This is a genomic window from Lactobacillus gasseri ATCC 33323 = JCM 1131, from assembly GCF_000014425.1.
In the GTDB taxonomy this organism is placed as follows: Bacteria; Bacillota; Bacilli; order Lactobacillales; family Lactobacillaceae; genus Lactobacillus; species Lactobacillus gasseri.
In genome coordinates this window covers 1,565,813-1,585,694 of record NC_008530.1, presented here as the reverse complement: position 1 = coordinate 1,585,694, position 19,882 = coordinate 1,565,813, and the positions used below count along the sequence as shown (strand labels likewise).

The 19,882-nt window shown below is 40.6% G+C and carries 9 protein-coding genes, 27 tRNA genes and 4 rRNA genes; 38 read left to right on the top strand and 2 right to left on the bottom strand.

Features of this window, described 5'->3' with window-relative positions:
- Positions 1-789 (bottom strand): alpha/beta hydrolase fold domain-containing protein, encoded by a 789-nt coding sequence (locus LGAS_RS07990; RefSeq protein WP_003646805.1) that lies wholly within the window; start codon positions 787-789, stop codon positions 1-3.
- Positions 790-954: 165 nt separating this feature from the next.
- Here LGAS_RS07990 and LGAS_RS07985 point away from each other — a divergent pair, with 165 nt between their 5' ends.
- The 22 genes from LGAS_RS07985 (at position 955) to LGAS_RS07880 (ending at position 10,394) form a co-directional block, all read left to right on the top strand.
- On the top strand, positions 955-1,554 hold the full coding sequence (locus tag LGAS_RS07985) for a TVP38/TMEM64 family protein (RefSeq protein WP_003646806.1): 600 nt from the start codon (positions 955-957) through the stop codon (positions 1,552-1,554).
- Positions 1,554-2,108, top strand: a complete 555-nt coding sequence (locus LGAS_RS07980; protein WP_003656030.1) for a GNAT family N-acetyltransferase — start codon at positions 1,554-1,556, stop codon at positions 2,106-2,108. Before LGAS_RS07985 ends, LGAS_RS07980 begins: the two co-directional genes overlap by 1 nt.
- 212 nt (positions 2,109-2,320) lie before the next feature.
- Positions 2,321-3,631, top strand: coding sequence for a serine--tRNA ligase (serS, locus tag LGAS_RS07975; protein WP_003646807.1), 1,311 nt, complete (start codon positions 2,321-2,323; stop codon positions 3,629-3,631).
- Between the two features lie 492 nt (positions 3,632-4,123).
- Positions 4,124-5,696, top strand: a 16S ribosomal RNA gene (locus LGAS_RS07970).
- 220 nt (positions 5,697-5,916) lie between these two features.
- A 23S ribosomal RNA gene (locus tag LGAS_RS07965) occupies positions 5,917-8,822 on the top strand.
- 60 nt (positions 8,823-8,882) lie between these two features.
- Positions 8,883-8,999, top strand: a 5S ribosomal RNA gene (gene rrf / locus LGAS_RS07960).
- The 16S, 23S and 5S rRNA genes sit together here with 16 tRNA genes alongside, the layout of an rRNA operon.
- A gap of 5 nt (positions 9,000-9,004) precedes the next feature.
- Positions 9,005-9,077: transfer RNA gene (locus LGAS_RS07955), tRNA-Val, on the top strand.
- 2 nt (positions 9,078-9,079) lie between these two features.
- Positions 9,080-9,152 (top strand) — tRNA-Lys (locus LGAS_RS07950).
- A 19-nt stretch (positions 9,153-9,171) separates the two neighbouring features.
- Positions 9,172-9,256 (top strand) — tRNA-Leu (locus LGAS_RS07945).
- Position 9,257: 1 nt separating this feature from the next.
- A tRNA-Thr gene (locus LGAS_RS07940) sits at positions 9,258-9,330 on the top strand.
- A 19-nt stretch (positions 9,331-9,349) separates the two neighbouring features.
- Positions 9,350-9,421 (top strand) — tRNA-Gly (locus LGAS_RS07935).
- A gap of 12 nt (positions 9,422-9,433) precedes the next feature.
- Positions 9,434-9,519, top strand: a tRNA-Leu gene (locus tag LGAS_RS07930).
- Between the two features lie 9 nt (positions 9,520-9,528).
- Positions 9,529-9,602 (top strand) — tRNA-Arg (locus LGAS_RS07925).
- Positions 9,603-9,607: 5 nt separating this feature from the next.
- Positions 9,608-9,681, top strand: a tRNA-Pro gene (locus LGAS_RS07920).
- 28 nt (positions 9,682-9,709) lie between these two features.
- Positions 9,710-9,783 (top strand) — tRNA-Met (locus LGAS_RS07915).
- A gap of 13 nt (positions 9,784-9,796) precedes the next feature.
- Positions 9,797-9,870: transfer RNA gene (locus tag LGAS_RS07910), tRNA-Ile, on the top strand.
- Between the two features lie 31 nt (positions 9,871-9,901).
- A tRNA-Met gene (locus LGAS_RS07905) sits at positions 9,902-9,975 on the top strand.
- 3 nt (positions 9,976-9,978) lie between these two features.
- Positions 9,979-10,051, top strand: a tRNA-Asp gene (locus tag LGAS_RS07900).
- 4 nt (positions 10,052-10,055) lie between these two features.
- A tRNA-Phe gene (locus tag LGAS_RS07895) sits at positions 10,056-10,128 on the top strand.
- A gap of 17 nt (positions 10,129-10,145) precedes the next feature.
- Positions 10,146-10,216: transfer RNA gene (locus LGAS_RS07890), tRNA-Gly, on the top strand.
- A 12-nt stretch (positions 10,217-10,228) separates the two neighbouring features.
- A tRNA-Ile gene (locus LGAS_RS07885) sits at positions 10,229-10,302 on the top strand.
- Positions 10,303-10,304: 2 nt separating this feature from the next.
- Positions 10,305-10,394, top strand: a tRNA-Ser gene (locus LGAS_RS07880).
- Between the two features lie 351 nt (positions 10,395-10,745).
- Here the strand turns inward: LGAS_RS07880 and LGAS_RS07875 are convergent.
- The gene (locus LGAS_RS07875) at positions 10,746-11,108 is read right to left on the bottom strand and encodes a hypothetical protein (RefSeq protein ID WP_003646808.1); all 363 of its coding nucleotides are present in this window, start codon (positions 11,106-11,108) and stop codon (positions 10,746-10,748) included.
- A 224-nt stretch (positions 11,109-11,332) separates the two neighbouring features.
- Here LGAS_RS07875 and LGAS_RS07870 point away from each other — a divergent pair.
- The 16 genes from LGAS_RS07870 (at position 11,333) to LGAS_RS07795 (ending at position 19,870) form a co-directional block, all read left to right on the top strand.
- Positions 11,333-11,404 (top strand) — tRNA-Glu (locus LGAS_RS07870).
- A 25-nt stretch (positions 11,405-11,429) separates the two neighbouring features.
- A tRNA-Ser gene (locus LGAS_RS07865) sits at positions 11,430-11,520 on the top strand.
- Positions 11,521-11,527: 7 nt separating this feature from the next.
- Positions 11,528-11,601 (top strand) — tRNA-Met (locus tag LGAS_RS07860).
- Between the two features lie 3 nt (positions 11,602-11,604).
- Positions 11,605-11,677, top strand: a tRNA-Asp gene (locus tag LGAS_RS07855).
- A gap of 4 nt (positions 11,678-11,681) precedes the next feature.
- Positions 11,682-11,754, top strand: a tRNA-Phe gene (locus LGAS_RS07850).
- 4 nt (positions 11,755-11,758) lie between these two features.
- Positions 11,759-11,840, top strand: a tRNA-Tyr gene (locus LGAS_RS07845).
- Positions 11,841-11,847: 7 nt separating this feature from the next.
- Positions 11,848-11,918: transfer RNA gene (locus LGAS_RS07840), tRNA-Trp, on the top strand.
- A 14-nt stretch (positions 11,919-11,932) separates the two neighbouring features.
- Positions 11,933-12,005: transfer RNA gene (locus LGAS_RS07835), tRNA-His, on the top strand.
- A gap of 7 nt (positions 12,006-12,012) precedes the next feature.
- Positions 12,013-12,084 (top strand) — tRNA-Gln (locus tag LGAS_RS07830).
- Between the two features lie 20 nt (positions 12,085-12,104).
- Positions 12,105-12,175, top strand: a tRNA-Cys gene (locus tag LGAS_RS07825).
- Positions 12,176-12,206: 31 nt separating this feature from the next.
- A tRNA-Leu gene (locus LGAS_RS07820) sits at positions 12,207-12,290 on the top strand.
- A gap of 114 nt (positions 12,291-12,404) precedes the next feature.
- Positions 12,405-13,571 (top strand): glycosyltransferase family 4 protein, encoded by a 1,167-nt coding sequence (locus LGAS_RS07815; protein ID WP_003646809.1) that lies wholly within the window; start codon positions 12,405-12,407, stop codon positions 13,569-13,571.
- The gene (locus LGAS_RS07810; RefSeq protein WP_003646810.1) at positions 13,564-14,607 is read left to right on the top strand and encodes a glycosyltransferase family 4 protein; all 1,044 of its coding nucleotides are present in this window, start codon (positions 13,564-13,566) and stop codon (positions 14,605-14,607) included. Before LGAS_RS07815 ends, LGAS_RS07810 begins: the two co-directional genes overlap by 8 nt.
- Positions 14,607-15,623, top strand: coding sequence for a lysylphosphatidylglycerol synthase transmembrane domain-containing protein (locus LGAS_RS07805; protein ID WP_003646811.1), 1,017 nt, complete (start codon positions 14,607-14,609; stop codon positions 15,621-15,623). Before LGAS_RS07810 ends, LGAS_RS07805 begins: the two co-directional genes overlap by 1 nt.
- An 84-nt stretch (positions 15,624-15,707) precedes the next feature.
- Positions 15,708-17,777, top strand: coding sequence for an LTA synthase family protein (locus LGAS_RS07800; RefSeq protein WP_003646812.1), 2,070 nt, complete (start codon positions 15,708-15,710; stop codon positions 17,775-17,777).
- Between the two features lie 520 nt (positions 17,778-18,297).
- A 16S ribosomal RNA gene (locus tag LGAS_RS07795) occupies positions 18,298-19,870 on the top strand.
- Positions 19,871-19,882: the final 12 nt, after the last annotated feature.

The window sequence follows — 19,882 nt, the reverse complement described above, 5'->3', positions numbered from 1 at the left end:
TTACTCCTTGATTGTCTGAAAAAGAAAATCTAAAGATTCATCCAAGTAGTCCTTGGCATAGTCCATTGCATGGCGCTTACCTTTGATAATCAATAATTCAATTTCATGATCATGATTAGCCAAAAAGTCGACAAATTTTAAAATTCCGTTTAATGGAACAAGTTCGTGGGCAGAATTGATCATTTTTAAGCGTCCTAAATTGCTAAGATCATAATTTTCTGCATCCATTTGTTTGTAAATAGTTTGATTATCTTTACCTGCGTACGTCAATACAAAGAACTTATAAAATGATTCAAAAATATCATGTAAATTAGTAAGCTTTAATTCGTTAGCTCCATATCTTGAAGGAATAACGTTAGGGTGATTTTTCATCCAATTAGAAAAGTCTACAGATGCTGACCAAGTTACAGTAGGAAAACCGTATAGTCCAGCAACATAGATAGCTAAAGTACCACCAACACTAGCACCAATTTGTACGATATTTTGTTGATCGTCTTCATCGGTATAATTTGACTCTAGTAACCATTTCACAAATTTTTTGCTGTCTTGATGAGCAGCCGGAAAAGTAAAGTCTGGAGCCAAGCGATAGTCAGGGATGAGAGTCATAAAGCCTGCATTTGCTAATTTTATTCCAAGATCCTTAACATCATTTTTTGAGCCAGCAAACCAGCCCCCACCATGCCAGAAGATTAGAATTTTGGTTTGTGAATTAGTATTGTTAGGAAAATAAATGTCTGTCTTCAAATTGTTAGTTTCGTCGTAAATTATGTCTTTTTTTATAACAACCATAATTAAGCCTCTTAGTTATTTTATAGCACACTAATATTATAGAATAAATGTCAACGATAAGTCATATCTTATTCATCCTATATTTAAGTTTATTTCATCGGTTAAATCGCCTATTTTGTCTTGTTTTTGTTATCATTAATTTAACATACCAAGGAGGGCAGAAAAATGTCTACTAAAACGAGTCGTAAATTAATCAATATTTTGACGATTGTTACTACAATTATCCTAGTTTTACTAAGTATTTATTGGTATAGGTTAGGAATTTTCACAAGCCAGGAAAAAATGAAGGCTTATTTGGCAAATAAACAGATCATTGGCCCCTTGATTTTTACTTTAATTCAAATAATTCAAGTTGTGATTCCTATTATTCCGGGTGGAGTTTCATTGCTGGGTGGAGTTATCTTCTTTGGACCAATCTGGGGATTTATTTATAACTATGTAGGAATTTGTCTGGGCTCGATCATTTTATTCTTTTTAGCTAGACATTATGGTCGTCCGTTTATTTTGCATTTGGTTTCTGAAAAAACATATGAAAAATACATGAAGTGGACAGCAAATCAGAAAAAATTTAATTGGTTCTTTGCTTTGTGTATTATTGCGCCAATGGCGCCAGACGATATTCTTTGTATGATAGCTGGTTTAACTGAAATGAAATTTTCGACATATTTATGGATAATTTTATTAGGAAAACCTTGGACAATTGCAGCTTATAGCTTGGGATTAGTTTATGGCGCTAAATGGTTAGTAAAGTTAGTAGGCAAGTAATGCTTGAAAGTAAACGAATTATTTTAAGAAAAATTGAGACAAGGGATGCGCCCACATTACTCAAGTGGGGTCAAGATAGTGTTTATCATAAAAGTGCTGGTTATCAATATCTAGAAGATTTAACTGCTGCTCAAAAAAGCATTTGTCAATATAGGGAAAGGCCATATAGTTATGGAATAGTATTGAAAGAAAATAGTCGCTTAATAGGATTAGTTGAGTTATATGAACGTGGATTAGATGAATATAACGGTTTATTGATGACAAAAGATTTAGGCTTTTTATTAGATAAAAATTATTGGCATCAAGGATTAATGACAGAGGCTTTGAAGCTGATAATCAATTTTGCTTTTGAAAAATTACACCAAAATCAAATTTGGGCCGGAACCTTTGTTTCTAATGAAAACTCACAAAGATTGCTAAAAAAACTAGGTTTTAGATATGTTTATACAACTGATTATTCAATGATTTCTTCGCTTTTTAATTATCAAGAAAAATATTATTTGTTAACACCACAGGATTGGCATGATATAATGCAGATAAACATGAAATCCTAAGACTAATTTCAGAGAGCTCATGGCTGGTGTGAATGAGTAAAAAGTCGTTTCCAGATTTCGAGTATTGGGTAGGTAATTCTACACGGTTAGCACCGTTATCGCTTTTTTGAGTGTGGTATTTTTAACCAAATTTGGGTGGTACCGCGAACCGTGTAAGTCGATTCGTCCCAGTAAGAGGGATGAATTGGCTTTTTTTATTTTAAGGAGGAAATATGTTAGACATAAAGGTAATTCGAGAGAATTTAGACTGGTCAAAGAAGAAATTAGCTACACGTGGAATAAAGCCAGAAGAATTAGACAAATTAGTGGCTATTGATAAAGAAAGACGTGAGGCTTTAACTAAGAGCGAGCAATTAAAGCAAAAGCGTAATGAAGTATCCGATCAAATTGCACAAGCTAAGCGTAATAAAGAAGACGCCAGCGATGCTATTAAGACAATGCGTGAAGTCGGAAAAGAAATTAAGGATTTAGATAAAGAAGTAGAAGACCTTACTCAAAAACAAAAGTATATTTTACTTCGTTTACCTAACTTCCCAGCAGATTCAGATCCTATTGGACCAGATGAAAGCTATAACGAAGAGGTTCGTAAATGGAATGAACCAACTAAGTTTGATTTTGAACCAAAGCCTCACTGGGAAATTGGTACTGAATTAAATATTTTAGACTGGGATACTGCTGCTAAGGTTTCAGGCGCCCGTTTTGTTTACTATAAAGGTGCTGGTGCCTTACTTGAGCGTGCAGTTTCAAATTTCTTCTTAGATGAAAATACTAAAGATGGTTATACTGAAGTGATCCCACCATACTTGGTAAATGATGCTTCTATGCAAGGAACTGGTCAATTCCCTAAATTCACTGAAGATGTTTATACAATTGTTGATAATGATGATCCTGATAAGCCACGTGATTTAACTTTAATTCCAACTGCAGAAGTTCCATTAGTTAACTACTTCCGTGGCAAGATTTTAGATGCAAAGCAATTACCAATTAATGTTACTGCATTCTCTCCAGCGTTTAGAAGTGAAGCGGGATCTGCAGGACGTGACACTCGTGGATTGATTAGAATGCACGAATTTAGAAAAGTTGAAATGGTAAAAATTGTTGATGAAGACAGTTCATGGGATGAATTGGAAAAATTAACGCATAATGCTGAACATTTACTTCAAAAGCTCGGCTTACCATATCATGTTGTTGCCCTTTCAACTGGGGATGCAAGTTTTACTAGTGCTAAAACTTATGACCTTGAAGTATGGATGCCAGCTCAAGATAAATATCGTGAAATTTCAAGCTGTTCAAACTGTACAGATTTCCAAGCTCGTCGTAGCTTAATTCGTTATCGTGATGAAAATGGTAAGCTTCATTTAGCTCATACTTTGAATGGATCAGGTCTAGCTGTAGGTAGAACTGTAGCAGCTATTTTAGAAAATTACCAAAATGAAGATGGAACTGTAAACGTACCCGAAGCATTACAACCATACATGCATGGTATGAAAGTAATTACTAAAGAACCAAAATTTGGTGAATAAAATTTAAATATAAAAGGAAATGGTATTCAAACATCAAAAGATGTGGGAATACCATTTTTTTTATTTGACATAGGATAAGATAGCACTAGATTAGCACTCCAAAAAAATATTGCTAATTTTTAGAAAAAAGGGTTGACGAAAAGGAGAAAAGTCTGTAAAGTAATACATGCTGTTTGAGGCAAGCGCGAAGCAGAGGCAGGAAGCCAAGCAAAGAGCTTGTCAAGGGAGCAGAAAGATGATAATATTATAAAGCTGTCATTTGAGAAAGATGAGGGGCAAGAAAAATAACTTGTCAAAGCTCAAGAGACATGATATAATATAAAAGTTGTCACACGGCAACGGTAGTACCTTGAAAACTGAACAAAGTTTCGCTGAAAGTGTGCGGGATATAAAAAATCCCAAACAAAAGCGAAGTCAATTCACAAGCAATAAATTTGAGATAACTCAAAGAAAGTTTTAGAGCTAAACGATAAAAAGCTCATTTTCAAGAAGGAAAATGAGAGTTTGATCCTGGCTCAGGACGAACGCTGGCGGCGTGCCTAATACATGCAAGTCGAGCGAGCTTGCCTAGATGAATTTGGTGCTTGCACCAGATGAAACTAGATACAAGCGAGCGGCGGACGGGTGAGTAACACGTGGGTAACCTGCCCAAGAGACTGGGATAACACCTGGAAACAGATGCTAATACCGGATAACAACACTAGACGCATGTCTAGAGTTTAAAAGATGGTTCTGCTATCACTCTTGGATGGACCTGCGGTGCATTAGCTAGTTGGTAAGGTAACGGCTTACCAAGGCAATGATGCATAGCCGAGTTGAGAGACTGATCGGCCACATTGGGACTGAGACACGGCCCAAACTCCTACGGGAGGCAGCAGTAGGGAATCTTCCACAATGGACGCAAGTCTGATGGAGCAACGCCGCGTGAGTGAAGAAGGGTTTCGGCTCGTAAAGCTCTGTTGGTAGTGAAGAAAGATAGAGGTAGTAACTGGCCTTTATTTGACGGTAATTACTTAGAAAGTCACGGCTAACTACGTGCCAGCAGCCGCGGTAATACGTAGGTGGCAAGCGTTGTCCGGATTTATTGGGCGTAAAGCGAGTGCAGGCGGTTCAATAAGTCTGATGTGAAAGCCTTCGGCTCAACCGGAGAATTGCATCAGAAACTGTTGAACTTGAGTGCAGAAGAGGAGAGTGGAACTCCATGTGTAGCGGTGGAATGCGTAGATATATGGAAGAACACCAGTGGCGAAGGCGGCTCTCTGGTCTGCAACTGACGCTGAGGCTCGAAAGCATGGGTAGCGAACAGGATTAGATACCCTGGTAGTCCATGCCGTAAACGATGAGTGCTAAGTGTTGGGAGGTTTCCGCCTCTCAGTGCTGCAGCTAACGCATTAAGCACTCCGCCTGGGGAGTACGACCGCAAGGTTGAAACTCAAAGGAATTGACGGGGGCCCGCACAAGCGGTGGAGCATGTGGTTTAATTCGAAGCAACGCGAAGAACCTTACCAGGTCTTGACATCCAGTGCAAACCTAAGAGATTAGGTGTTCCCTTCGGGGACGCTGAGACAGGTGGTGCATGGCTGTCGTCAGCTCGTGTCGTGAGATGTTGGGTTAAGTCCCGCAACGAGCGCAACCCTTGTCATTAGTTGCCATCATTAAGTTGGGCACTCTAATGAGACTGCCGGTGACAAACCGGAGGAAGGTGGGGATGACGTCAAGTCATCATGCCCCTTATGACCTGGGCTACACACGTGCTACAATGGACGGTACAACGAGAAGCGAACCTGCGAAGGCAAGCGGATCTCTGAAAGCCGTTCTCAGTTCGGACTGTAGGCTGCAACTCGCCTACACGAAGCTGGAATCGCTAGTAATCGCGGATCAGCACGCCGCGGTGAATACGTTCCCGGGCCTTGTACACACCGCCCGTCACACCATGAGAGTCTGTAACACCCAAAGCCGGTGGGATAACCTTTATAGGAGTCAGCCGTCTAAGGTAGGACAGATGATTAGGGTGAAGTCGTAACAAGGTAGCCGTAGGAGAACCTGCGGCTGGATCACCTCCTTTCTAAGGAAGGCGAAAGATGATGGAGAGTGCGAGAGCACTAAAGAGAAGTCATCGAGAAAGCCAAGCGGAAGCACACTGAGAAACTTTGTTTAGTTTTGAGGGTAATACCTCAGAGAGCTAGTACATTGAAAACTGAATATAATCTAAAGCAAAAAACCGAGACAATCGAAAAAACAGATTGAAGAGCGACCGAGAAGAGAGAGAAACTCAACTTGAAATAGGTCAAGTAGAAAAGGGCGCATGGTGAATGCCTAGGCACTAGAAGCCGATGAAGGACGTGACGAACCACGAAAGGCTTCGGGGAGCAGTAAGTAAGCAATGATCCGGAGATATCCGAATGGGGGAACCCAATACCGGGAGGTATTATCAAGAGCTGTTAAGGCTGTTGAAGGAAGACGCAGTGAACTGAAACATCTAAGTAGCTGCAGGAAGAGAAAGAAAAATCGATTTCCCAAGTAGCGGCGAGCGAACAGGAAAGAGCCCAAACCAGCTGGCTTGCCAGTTGGGGTAGTAGGACTGCAGGAAAGCACTTGAAGCGATAGCAGAATTATCTGGAAAGATAAGCCAGAGAGGGTGAGAGCCCCGTAAGCGAAATTGCAGAGAGACTTAGCAGGATCCTGAGTAGGTCGGGACACGAGGAATCCCGATTGAAACCGCGAGGACCATCTCGCAAGGCTAAATACTAACTAGTGACCGATAGTGAACCAGTACCGTGAGGGAAAGGTGAAAAGAACCCCGGAAGGGGAGTGAAAGAGAACCTGAAACCGTGTGCCTACAAGTAGTCAAAGCACATTAAAGTGTAATGGCGTGCCTTTTGTAGAATGAACCGGCGAGTTACGTTATGGTGCAAGGTTAAGTCAGAAAAGACGGAGCCGGAGCGAAAGCGAGTCTGAAGAGGGCGAGAGAGTATCATGACGTAGACCCGAAACCAAGTGACCTACCCATGACCAGGTTGAAGGCGTGGTAAAACACGCTGGAGGACCGAACCCACGTGAGTTAAAAATCGCGGGGATGAGTTGTGGGTAGCGGTGAAATTCCAAACGAACTTGGAGATAGCTGGTTCTCTCCGAAATAGCTTTAGGGCTAGCCTCGTGTGAATGATAATGGAGGTAGAGCGCTGTTTGGACTAGGGGCCCGTCAGGGGTTACTGAATCCAGATAAACTCCGAATGCCAGATATCAATGCACGGGAGTCAGACTGCGAGTGATAAGATCCGTAGTCGAAAGGGAAACAGCCCAGATCACCAGTTAAGGTCCCCAAATCTATGCTAAGTGGAAAAGGATGTGGAGTTGCGTAGACAACTAGGATGTTGGCTTAGAAGCAGCCACCATTTAAAGAGTGCGTAATAGCTCACTAGTCGAGTGACGCTGCGCCGAAAATGTACCGGGGCTAAGCATAGTACCGAAACTGTGGATGCATATCAAAGGATATGCGTGGTAGGAGAGCGTTCTAAGTGCGGAGAAGTTAGATCGAGAGGACTAATGGAGCGCTTAGAAGTGAGAATGCCGGTATGAGTAGCGAAAGATAGGTGAGAATCCTATCCGCCGAAAGACTAAGGTTTCCTGGGGCAGGCTCGTCCGCCCAGGGTAAGTCGGGACCTAAGGTAAGGCCGAGAGGCGTAGCCGATGGACAACAGGTAGAGATTCCTGTACTGAAATTGTTCGATATGAGCAAAGGAGGGACGCAGGAGGCTAATGACGCATGTTGCTGGAAATACATGTGCAAGCAGTAAGAAGAAAGATGAGTCAAATGCTTGTCTAAAGAAATCAAGCTGTGATGCGGAGCAAAATTAAAGTAGCGAAGGTCATGATGTCACACTGCCAAGAAAAGCTTCTAGCCAGAGCAATTTTACCCGTACCGCAAACCGACACAGGTAGTCGAGTGGAGAACACTCAGGTGAGCGAGAGAACTCTCGTTAAGGAACTCGGCAAAATGACCCCGTAACTTCGGGAGAAGGGGTGCTGATGGTAAAAGATCAGCCGCAGTGAATAGGCCCAAACAACTGTTTATCAAAAACACAGGTATCTGCAAAATCGTAAGATGACGTATAGGTGCTGACACCTGCCCGGTGCTGGAAGGTTAAGAGGAGAGCTTAGCGCAAGCGAAGGTTTGAATTGAAGCCCCAGTAAACGGCGGCCGTAACTATAACGGTCCTAAGGTAGCGAAATTCCTTGTCGGGTAAGTTCCGACCTGCACGAAAGGTGTAATGATTTGGGCACTGTCTCAACGAGAGACTCGGTGAAATTATAATACCCGTGAAGATGCGGGTTACCCGCGACAGGACGGAAAGACCCCATGGAGCTTTACTGTAGCTTGATATTGAGTATTTGTTAAACATGTACAGGATAGGTAGGAGCCAGAGAAAGTAGGACGCTAGTCTTACTGGAGGCAATGTTGGGATACTACCCTTGTTTGATGGATCCTCTAACTCGCAGAGCTGAGCGTTCTGGAGGACAGTGTCAGGTGGGCAGTTTGACTGGGGCGGTCGCCTCCTAAAATGTAACGGAGGCGCCCAAAGGTTCCCTCAGAATGGTTGGAAATCATTCGCAGAGTGTAAAGGTATAAGGGAGCTTGACTGCGAGAGGTACACCTCGAGCAGGGACGAAAGTCGGGCTTAGTGATCTGGTGGTACTGCATGGAAAGGCCATCACTCAACGGATAAAAGCTACCCTGGGGATAACAGGCTTATCTCCCCCAAGAGTTCACATCGACGGGGAGGTTTGGCACCTCGATGTCGGCTCGTCGCATCCTGGGGCTGAAGTCGGTCCCAAGGGTTGGGCTGTTCGCCCATTAAAGCGGCACGCGAGCTGGGTTCAGAACGTCGTGAGACAGTTCGGTCCCTATCCGTCGTGGGCGTAGGAAATTTGAGAGGAGCTGTCCTTAGTACGAGAGGACCGGGATGGACATACCGCTGGTGTACCAGTTGTCTTGCCAAAGGCATCGCTGGGTAGCTATGTATGGAAGGGATAAGCGCTGAAAGCATCTAAGTGCGAAGCCCCCCTCAAGATGAGATTTCCGATGCGTAAGCAGTAAGACACCTTAAAGACGATGAGGTAGATAGGCTAGGAGTGGAAGCATAGCGATATGTGGAGCGGACTAGTACTAATCAGTCGAGCACTTGACCAAAGCTCAAAGGTTTAGAGCGGAAGATTATATTCAGTTTTGAGTGTAAAAGCTCAGAAAGAGTACGGTGGCGATGGCAAGAAGGATACACCTGTTCCCATGCCGAACACAGAAGTTAAGCTTCTTAACGCCGAGAGTAGTTGGTGGGAAACTGCCTGCGAGGGTAGGCAGTCGCCGTGCTAAATGGAGGATTAGCTCAGCTGGGAGAGCATCTGCCTTACAAGCAGGAGGTCACAGGTTCGAGCCCTGTATCCTCCATTGAGTCGTTAGCTCAGTTGGTAGAGCATCTGACTTTTAATCAGAGGGTCGGCAGTTCGAGCCTGCCACGACTCATTGGCCCAGAAAAACTCAAGCGGGTGTGGCGGAATTGGCAGACGCGCTAGATTTAGGTTCTAGTGTTTTCGGACGTGTGGGTTCAAGTCCCACCACCCGTACCATGCCGATTTAGCTCAGTTGGTAGAGCATCTGTCTTGTAAACAGGGGGTCGAAGGTTCGAGTCCTTTAATCGGCATAAAAATTGAATAAAAAATGCGGAAGTAGTTCAGTGGTAGAACATCACCTTGCCATGGTGGGGGTCGCGGGTTCGAATCCCGTCTTCCGCTTATCATTATCATGCCGGGGTGGCGGAACTGGCAGACGCACGGGACTTAAAATCCCGCGGTTGGTGACAACCGTACCGGTTCGATTCCGGTCCTCGGCATATAATGATGCACCCTTAGCGCAACTGGATAGAGTGTCTGACTACGAATCAGAAGGTTGAAGGTTCAAATCCTTCAGGGTGCACACTTCGGGAAGTGGCTCAGTTTGGTAGAGCACCTGGTTTGGGACCAGGGGGTCGCAGGTTCGAATCCTGTCTTCCCGATTGTAGCTTAAAAAGGAAGTTACAGGATGGCGGTGTAGCTCAGCTGGCTAGAGCGTCCGGTTCATACCCGGGAGGTCGAGGGTTCGATCCCCCCCGCCGCTATAGAGGTAAGCTTGGACCTTTAGCTCAGTTGGTTAGAGCAGACGGCTCATAACCGTCGGGTCGTAGGTTCGAGTCCTACAAGGTCCATAGGATCTTGGCTTTTTTTATATAAAAAAATCGCGGGATGGAGCAGTCTGGTAGCTCGTCGGGCTCATAACCCGAAGGTCATAGGTTCAAATCCTGTTCCCGCAATATGGTCCCTTGGTGTAGGGGTTATCACGCCTCCCTGTCACGGAGGAGATCACCGGTCCGAATCCGGTAGGGACCGTAATGGCTCGATAGCTCAGTTGGTAGAGCAAAGGATTGAAGCTCCTTGTGTCGGCGGTTCGATTCCGTCTCGCGCCATTAGGAAGCAAGAAGTTGCGGGTATAGTTTAGTGGTAAAACGAAAGCCTTCCAAGCTTTAGTCGCGAGTCCGATTCTCGTTACCCGCTTCAAAGGGAAAGGGGCCTATAGCTCAGCTGGTTAGAGCGCACGCCTGATAAGCGTGAGGTCGATGGTTCAAGTCCATTTAGGCCCATTGGAGATTTACTCAAGTGGCTGAAGAGGCGCCCCTGCTAAGGGTGTAGGTCGGTTTATACCGGCGCGAGGGTTCGAATCTCTCAATCTCCGCTTTGCATTAAGTACATTGGAGTTTCCAATGTACTTTTTTTATTTCAAGAAAAAGAGATTATGCATGTGATAGTATCGATTTTTGTATAAGGATAAATTTAATTATTAGAAAAATTTTGCATATTTTGAGTATATTTACCTTAAAAACTAAAGCAAAACCCTAAATTAGTTATATATGTCTTTTTAAAAGTATGTTAGTCAGTATATTTAGAGCTTAATAAAAGCATCTTGAGAAAAAGATCATTTTTAGTTGACTTTAGATTTAGATTTTTGCTAAAAATAAAAATCCCGCTAAATCAAGGATTTCATCAATCTGAAGATTTAGTAGGATAATCTCAATATAAAAATAATTTATTTATTTTTAGTTTTTAAATCTTTAAGTAAACGAATAATTTCATTGTTTTGCTTAATTAAGATCCAGTTTTGTAGTTTTAAAGTCTCTTCTGGCGAAACTCCTTCTAGTAAATCACTTTCAGCAGTTTTGTGAAGAAGAGACTTATAGGATGATTCAGTATTTTTAACTCCATGTTCGGTCAAATATTTATTGGTCAGATTATCTATATACTCATTAACTTGATTAGCATCTTTTTCAATTAATTCTTCTTTTTGCCAAGGTGTTAATTTCGCATGATCTTCGCAAATTAAGTTTCCATCAGCTAACTTTAATAGTTTTTTGCTGCTTTTATTGTCAATAATACATCTTTTACTAGACATAACATACCTCCATATATGCTCAGTGTAGCACCTTTGTTAAATAACAGAGAGTAAAAATGCAATAAAAGAAAAAAAGTTCAAATTAGGGGTTGCATCAACTGAGTGTTTTTAGTAATATAGTTATTGCTGATGCGGAGAGTAACACAAAACAACGCATCAAAAAAATAAAAACTTGTTGACATCACTTTATAAATAGAGTATGATTAATAAGTACGTTAAAAAACGACCCGTTGGTCAAGTGGTTAAGACACCGCCCTTTCACGGCGGTAACATGAGTTCAAATCTCGTACGGGTCATTACCATATTAAAGATGGTATAAATGGAGGATTACCCAAGTCCGGCTGAAGGGAACGGTCTTGAAAACCGTCAGGCGGGTTCTGCCCGCGCGTGGGTCCGAATCCCACATCCTCCTTAATCATCGCGGGATGGAGCAGTCTGGTAGCTCGTCGGGCTCATAACCCGAAGGTCATAGGTTCAAATCCTATTCCCGCAATATGGTCCCTTAGTGTAGTGGTTATCACGCCTCCCTGTCACGGAGGAGATCACCGGTCCGAATCCGGTAGGGACCGTAATGGCTCGATAGCTCAGTTGGTAGAGCAAAGGATTGAAGCTCCTTGTGTCGGCGGTTCGATTCCGTCTCGCGCCATTCTGGAGGCCTAGCGAAGTGGCTAAACGCGGCGGTCTGTAAAACCGCTCTCTCTGAGTTCGGTGGTTCGAATCCACTGGCCTCCATTTAAATAGGGATATCGTATAAAGGTAGTACATCGGTCTCCAAAACCGCTAGTGTGGGTTCAATTCCTACTATCCCTGTTTTTAATATTATGGCGGAATTGGTGAAGTGGTTAACACACCGGTTTGTGGATCCGGCATGCGTGGGTTCGATCCCCACATTCCGCCCTAACATTGGGATATAGCCAAGTGGTAAGGCAATGGACTTTGACTTCATCATGCGTTGGTTCGAATCCAACTATCCCAATTTGTTAATGATCAGAGGTTGGCGGTGTAGCCAAGTGGTAAGGCACGGGTCTGCAAAACCCTAATCATCGGTTCAAATCCGATCACCGCCTTCGCCTGAATTTCCTGATTAATTTCATTTATGGCGGTGTGGCGGAATTGGCAGACGCGTCAGACTCAAAATCTGGTGTCCCCTGGGACGTATCGGTTCGACCCCGATCACCGCTATTTATTCAGACATTCTGGCAAAAAGACGTGAGTTGATTCTCACGTCTTTTTTTTATCCAAAATTGCAACTCCTTTCTACTAACTTTATAATGGTCTTTAATGGAGGTATTTTACATGAATATTGGGCTATTTACCGATACTTATTTTCCTCAGCTTTCTGGGGTAGCAACTTCAATCCAAACATTAAAAAATGCTCTTGAAAAAAATGGACACTCTGTTTTTATTTTTACTACAACAGACCCTCATTTGGGAAAAGGAACTATTGAACCTAATGTTTTTAGAGTTAGCAGCGTTCCTTTTGTTTCTTTTACGGATAGAAGGATAGCATTTCGAGGACTTTTTCAGGCTACTAAAATTGCCAAAGAAGTAAAGCTTGATATTGTTCATACACAAACAGAATTTTCAATGGGTATGATTGGAAAATATGTTGCACATTCTTTAGGTATTCCCGCTATTCATACGTACCACACTATGTACGAAGATTATTTGCACTATGTTTTAAATGGACATTTACTGAAACCATATCATGTAAAGCAATTCACCAAAGCTTATTTGCATAATATGGATGGAGTGGTTGCACCTAGTGAACGCGTTAAAGAAACATTAACACGATATGGGGTTACTATTCCTATGCGGGTAATTCCGACCGGAGTAGATTTGACTGCTATTAATGAAAATCCACGACGAAATGTAAGAAAAGAACTAGGAATAGATTCGAATCAGAAAGTTATCCTTACTCTGAGTCGTGTAGCTGCAGAAAAGAAAATAGATCAAATTCTGGATGTATTACCGACAGTTTTAGAAAATGAACCAAATGTAAAATTTGTAATTGCTGGAGATGGTCCAGATGTGCAACCTTTAAAAGATCAAGTTGCAAGACTTTCATTAGAAGATTATGTCATTTTTGCTGGTAGTGTTGAGCACAGTGACGTAGGGAATTATTATCGAATGGCAGATTTATTTGTATCAGCTAGTGATACTGAAACGCAGGGCTTGACATATATTGAGGCTCTAGCTGCTGGTACTAAATGTGTTGTTTATAGTACTGATTATACTGAGCATGTTTTTGATAATAGAGAGCTTGGGAGTACATTTACAACAAAAAGTGAAATGACGAATGAAATTATTGATTATCTAAAAGCAAATCAATTCATTATTCCTAAAGATTTAAAAGAGAAAAAGTTAATAGACGTGTCAGCAGCTACGTTTGCACGTAAAATAGAAGCTTTTTATCAAGAAGCAATTCAAAATAAACAAAAGACTGAGGTAAATTATGATTAGAATTAATATGTTTTCTCAAGCTGACTCTGTTCAAGGTCAAGGCGTGGGATCAGCGTATAAAGAGCTAATTCGTTTACTTAGAACAAGATTAGTAGATGAATTTTATGTAACTATCAATAAATATGGAAGAAGTGATTTAACACATTATCATACAATTAATCCTACATATTTTGCTAACAGCTTTTTACCTAGTAGAGGTAGGAAAATTGGATATGTACATTTTTTACCGGAAACCTTAGAGGGTTCTGTTAAACTACCTGGGCCAGCAAAAAATATTTTTTATAAATATGTAATTGATTTTTATAAAAGAATGGATCAAATAGTAGTAGTCAACCCGATCTTTATTGATAAACTAGTAAAATACGGTATTAATGAAAAAAAGGTAAAATACATACCCAATTTTGTAGCTAAAAGTGAATTTTATGAGCAGAGTCAAGTTCAAAAAAATGCATTTAGAAATAAATTGAATATCCCTTTAGATAAATTTGTAATTGTCGGAGATGGACAAGTTCAAGAAAGAAAGGGCGTAGATGATTTCGTTAAATTAGCCGAAGCAAATCCAAATATTCAATTTATTTGGGCTGGTGGCTTTTCATTTGGAAAAATGACGGATGGATATGCACACTTTAAAAAAATAATTGATAATCCACCTAAGAATTTAAAATTCACAGGGATTGTGCCACGAGAAGAATTAGTCAGTTATTTAAATATTGCTGATCTGTTCTTACTGCCATCTTTCGATGAACTTTTTCCAATGTCTGTTTTAGAAGCTTTTTCATGTAATACTCCTGTATTATTGCGTGATTTGGACTTATATCAAGCTATTATTGATGGATATTATATGAAGGGCAGAAACTTTGAGGAGTTAAATGCTCAAATTAAATCTGTAGTATCAAATCCAGAAAAAATGAAAAAATATCAAAAATTGTCTGCTGAGGCAAGTCAAGAGTATTCAGAAGACCATCTCGCTAAAATCTGGTACGACTTTTATATGGAGCAATATGAAATTGGTAGAAAGTTAGGGCAAATTAAGTAATGAACAAAAAACATTTTATTGGAATGCTAATTGTTCTTCTGATTAGTGGTTTTGTTATTTGGCAAGAATTAAGAAAAACGCCAATTAAAGCATTATGGGGAGCTAGCAAGAAATTAAATATAAGCTTTTTATTACTAGTTCTTTTGGTAATGGTTCTATCTTATGCCTGTGAAGCCGCAATTATTTGGATTTTAGAGCATAAAAAAGGGGAGCCTCATCGCTCTGCATGGTCTTTTTTTAGAATTCCAATTATTCAAGCACTTTTTAATGCCATAACGCCTTTATCTACTGGGGGCCAGCCTTCACAATTAGTAGCAATGATTCAAATGGGAATAGAAGGCGGACGTGCTACTTCAATTTTACTGATGAAGTTTATTATTTATCAGATTTGCGTTTTGTTTGCCTATGTTTCAACAATTATTTTTGGTTTTCATATGGTAATAACCAAATTTTCTGGGTTAGCTTTGTTTATCTTAATTGGTTTTATTCTTCATGTTAGTTCAATAATATTTTTATTAGCTATTATGTTTGCCTATCGATGGACAAAAAATGCAACTAATTGGCTGATGAATTTATTAGAAAGATTCATGAATAAGAATACTGTTGAAAAGTGGCGTAAAAATACTATGGAGAAAATTGAAACTTTTTACGCAGAAGGTCAAAATTTAAAACGTGAAAAGAAAAAATTACTTGGTGCAAGTATTTTGACTATTGGGCAATTGCTATGCTTTTATTCGATTCCATATTTAATTTTACTGGCTTTAAATTTAACTCCTTCTTGGTTAGAAGTAACACAGATGAATATTATGATTATTATGTTTATGGCGATTGTTCCAATTCCAGGTGCATCAGGTGGAGCTGAATTTAGTTTTCAGACTTTATTTTCTACCTTTATTCATTCAAATATATTATTAACCTTAGGGATGTTTTTGTGGCGCTTTACCACTTACTTTTTTGGAATGATTCTAGGAATATTTGGGTGGCTATTTAAGCCGAAAAAAGTAAAAAGTCATTAAAATTCCTTAAATTTACTATTTTAATTTATCAAAACCATTTTTTAGTAGTAATATCATGAAAGAACAAAGTTGAGGAGGACTTAAATGGGACGCCTAAAAGCATCATATAATTGGTTAACTAAAACCAAATTAGGCTTTTTTACCGTAGTTGTAGTATTTTTCTGGGTTAAGACATACTTAACTTATATAACTAAGTTTAATTTGGGAGTAGTGGGACCAATGCAGAAGTTTTTGCTATTGATTAATCCACTACCAACAGCCATGCTATTAATTGGAATCGGATTATTTTTTAAGGGTAGAAAGTCATATTGGATTATGGTCATAATTGATTTTCTATTATCTTTGTGGTTATTTTCGAATATTTTGTATTATCGAGAATTTTCCGATTTCTTATCTACATCCATTATTAAAACTTCTGGATCTACTTCAGATAATTTGGGAAAGAGTATTGCTGGAATTACTAAAGGTACTGATTTTTTAGTATTTTTGGATGTAGTTATTATTGTTTTATTAATAGCTTTTAAAGTTTTTAAGATTGATGTTCGCCGCTTAAAGCTAAAGATTTCTCTTTTAATTGAAGGATTAGCTGTAGTATTGATTGGTACAAATCTAACTATGGCGCAAAAAGACAGACCTGGTTTGCTCACAAGAACTTTTGATAATAATTATATTGTCAAATATTTAGGATTAAATTCTTTTGCTGTTTATGATGGTGTAAAAACAGCTCAAAGTAATGCGATTATGGCAAAAGCAAATCATAGTGATTTAAAAACTGTTCAATCCTATATTAAAAAGAACTATATTGCTCCGAACCCTGAATATTATGGTGTAGCTAAAAATAAAAATGTATTGGTTATTCACTTAGAAAGTTTCCAACAATTTTTAATTGATTATAAGTGGCATGGAAAAGAAGTTACTCCCAACTTGAATAAGCTCTATCATGCAAATGATACAATCAGCTTCGATAATTTCTTTAATCAAGTAGGCCAAGGAAAGACATCAGATGCTGAAATGATGTTAGAAAATTCTATTTTCGGTTTACAATCAGGCTCAGCAATGTCAAGCTATGGAACGTCTAATACTTTTGAAAGTGCTCCAGCTATCTTAGGACAACAAGCTGGCTATACAAGTGCAGTTATGCATGGTGGTGCAGGATCATTCTGGAATCGTGATAATGCTTATAAATCCTTTGGGTATGATTACTTTATGCCTTTATCTTATTATCAAAATAAGAAAGGGTATTATTTAGGATATGGAATTAAAGATAAGCTCTTTTTTGATCAGTCCATTAAATACATGGAACATTTACCGCAACCTTTTTATTTGAAGATGATTACTGTAACAAATCACTATCCTTATGATTTAGACAAGAAAAATCAGTCAATTGATAAAACAGATACTGGTGATAAGACGGTAGATGGATATGTACAAACAGCCCATTATCTTGATGAAGCTATTGGAGAACTTATGAGTTATCTTAAAAAGTCAGGATTGGAGAAAAATACTCTAATCATGCTTTATGGTGATCATTATGGAATTTCAGGGAATCACCATAAGGCTTCGGCACAATTGCTGAATAAAGATAGCTTTAATAATTTTGATAATTTACAATTTCAGCGTGTGCCTTTAATGTTCCATATGCCAGGACTTAAAGGCGGTATTAATCATACATATGGTGGAGAGATTGATGTTAGACCAACTTTATTTAACTTGTTGGGTATCAATGATCAGAATATGATCCAATTTGGACATAGTCTTTTAGCAAAGAATGCTCCACAAATTGTTGCTCAAAGAAATGGTGACTTTATTACACCAAAATACAGCAAAGTAGAGGGAAGTTATTATTATACTAAATCGGGTAAACGTGTAACTCATCCAAGTAAGAAGGTAAAGGCACAATTGGCCTCAATTTCTAATACAGTAACAACAGAGTTATCATTATCTGATCGAGTAATTACTGGTAATTTACTTCGTTTCTATAAGCCGAATGGTTTTAAATATGTAAAAAGAAAGAATTATACTTATAAAAAGGCCGATTCTTTGAAGAGATTGAAAAAGGCAGAAAAGAAGAGCAAAAACAGCGTATGGTATAAAAATGGTAAAAAATCCACACAAAGTGATTTTAAAACGGATGCTCCAGAATTGAAAAAATAAATAAAACTGTGTTAAGTATTACTGCTTAACACAGTTTTTTTATATCCGAATTTTCAAAATGAATAGTTCGTTTAAATTGGAAAAACAAAAGGCAAAAATCAGACAATCAAAATCTATTAATAATTAATATTCGGAATATATTTTTTTATTAAAAACTATATTGACGAAAAGGAGAAAAGTCTGTAAAGTAATACATGCTGTTTGAGGCAAGCGCCAAGCAGAGGCAGGAAGCCAAGCAAAGAGCTTGTCAAGGGAGCAGAAAGATGATAATACTATAAAGCTGTCATTTGAGAGAGATGAGGGGCAAGAAAAATAACTTGTCAAAGCTTAAAAGACATGATATAATATAAAAGCTGTCACACGGCAACGGTAGTACCTTGAAAACTGAACAAAGTTTCGCTGAAAGTGTGCGGGATATAAAAAATCCCAAACAAAAGCGAAGTCAATTCGCAAGCAATAAATTTGAGATAACTCAAAGAAAGTTTTAGAGCTAAACGATAAAAAGCTCATTTTCAAGAAGGAAAATGAGAGTTTGATCCTGGCTCAGGACGAACGCTGGCGGCGTGCCTAATACATGCAAGTCGAGCGAGCTTGCCTAGATGAATTTGGTGCTTGCACCAGATGAAACTAGATACAAGCGAGCGGCGGACGGGTGAGTAACACGTGGGTAACCTGCCCAAGAGACTGGGATAACACCTGGAAACAGATGCTAATACCGGATAACAACACTAGACGCATGTCTAGAGTTTAAAAGATGGTTCTGCTATCACTCTTGGATGGACCTGCGGTGCATTAGCTAGTTGGTAAGGTAACGGCTTACCAAGGCAATGATGCATAGCCGAGTTGAGAGACTGATCGGCCACATTGGGACTGAGACACGGCCCAAACTCCTACGGGAGGCAGCAGTAGGGAATCTTCCACAATGGACGCAAGTCTGATGGAGCAACGCCGCGTGAGTGAAGAAGGGTTTCGGCTCGTAAAGCTCTGTTGGTAGTGAAGAAAGATAGAGGTAGTAACTGGCCTTTATTTGACGGTAATTACTTAGAAAGTCACGGCTAACTACGTGCCAGCAGCCGCGGTAATACGTAGGTGGCAAGCGTTGTCCGGATTTATTGGGCGTAAAGCGAGTGCAGGCGGTTCAATAAGTCTGATGTGAAAGCCTTCGGCTCAACCGGAGAATTGCATCAGAAACTGTTGAACTTGAGTGCAGAAGAGGAGAGTGGAACTCCATGTGTAGCGGTGGAATGCGTAGATATATGGAAGAACACCAGTGGCGAAGGCGGCTCTCTGGTCTGCAACTGACGCTGAGGCTCGAAAGCATGGGTAGCGAACAGGATTAGATACCCTGGTAGTCCATGCCGTAAACGATGAGTGCTAAGTGTTGGGAGGTTTCCGCCTCTCAGTGCTGCAGCTAACGCATTAAGCACTCCGCCTGGGGAGTACGACCGCAAGGTTGAAACTCAAAGGAATTGACGGGGGCCCGCACAAGCGGTGGAGCATGTGGTTTAATTCGAAGCAACGCGAAGAACCTTACCAGGTCTTGACATCCAGTGCAAACCTAAGAGATTAGGTGTTCCCTTCGGGGACGCTGAGACAGGTGGTGCATGGCTGTCGTCAGCTCGTGTCGTGAGATGTTGGGTTAAGTCCCGCAACGAGCGCAACCCTTGTCATTAGTTGCCATCATTAAGTTGGGCACTCTAATGAGACTGCCGGTGACAAACCGGAGGAAGGTGGGGATGACGTCAAGTCATCATGCCCCTTATGACCTGGGCTACACACGTGCTACAATGGACGGTACAACGAGAAGCGAACCTGCGAAGGCAAGCGGATCTCTGAAAGCCGTTCTCAGTTCGGACTGTAGGCTGCAACTCGCCTACACGAAGCTGGAATCGCTAGTAATCGCGGATCAGCACGCCGCGGTGAATACGTTCCCGGGCCTTGTACACACCGCCCGTCACACCATGAGAGTCTGTAACACCCAAAGCCGGTGGGATAACCTTTATAGGAGTCAGCCGTCTAAGGTAGGACAGATGATTAGGGTGAAGTCGTAACAAGGTAGCCGTAGGAGAACCTGCGGCTGGATCACCTCCTTTCTAAGGAAGGCG